The 516-nt window shown below is 44.2% G+C and carries 2 protein-coding genes; both read left to right on the top strand.

From position 1 onward, the window contains the following. A partial coding sequence (locus tag AB4585_RS29015) for a peptidylprolyl isomerase (protein WP_372172254.1) occupies positions 1–258 on the top strand: 258 nt, incomplete at its 5' end. A 63-nt stretch (positions 259–321) separates the two neighbouring features. After that, a partial coding sequence (locus AB4585_RS29010; protein WP_372172251.1) for a metallophosphoesterase occupies positions 322–516 on the top strand: 195 nt, incomplete at its 3' end.

Below are 516 nucleotides of genomic sequence, written 5' to 3'. Positions count from 1 at the left end.
GTTGGTACTATCGCAATGGCGCGTACTATGGAACCGCATTCTGCTAGCTCACAGTTCTTTATCAACATTAACAACAACACTTTCTTGGACTTCAAATCAGAAGACATGAACGGCTGGGGTTACTGTGTATTCGGTAAAGTGACTGAAGGCATGGATGTAGTAAACAAAATCAAAGGCGTGAGCACTGGTAGCATGTGTATGCACCAAGATGTTCCTCTAGAAGAAGTTATTATTACTGGCACTACTATCGCTGAGTAATAGCTTTCAAACCGTCCAAGCTTGGCTTGGGCGGTTTATTCTCTCCAATGGAACCCTCTCCCAATGCGCACTCTCTTTATCTCAGATCTACACCTTACTCCCAATCGCAGCGACATGACTGATGCTTTCGTACGCTTTATGCGTGAAGAAGCACCGAATTCAGACGCGGTTTATATTCTTGGGGATCTTTTTGAGTTCTGGGTTGGAGACGATGATGATTCTCCGCTAAACAACACAGTAACCAATGAGATAAGAACG

Origin of the sequence: Vibrio sp. 10N.222.49.C9, from assembly GCF_041474985.1 — a bacterium.
GTDB lineage: Bacteria > Pseudomonadota > Gammaproteobacteria > Enterobacterales > Vibrionaceae > Vibrio > Vibrio crassostreae_C.
This window is presented reverse-complemented; position numbering and strand designations above follow the sequence as displayed.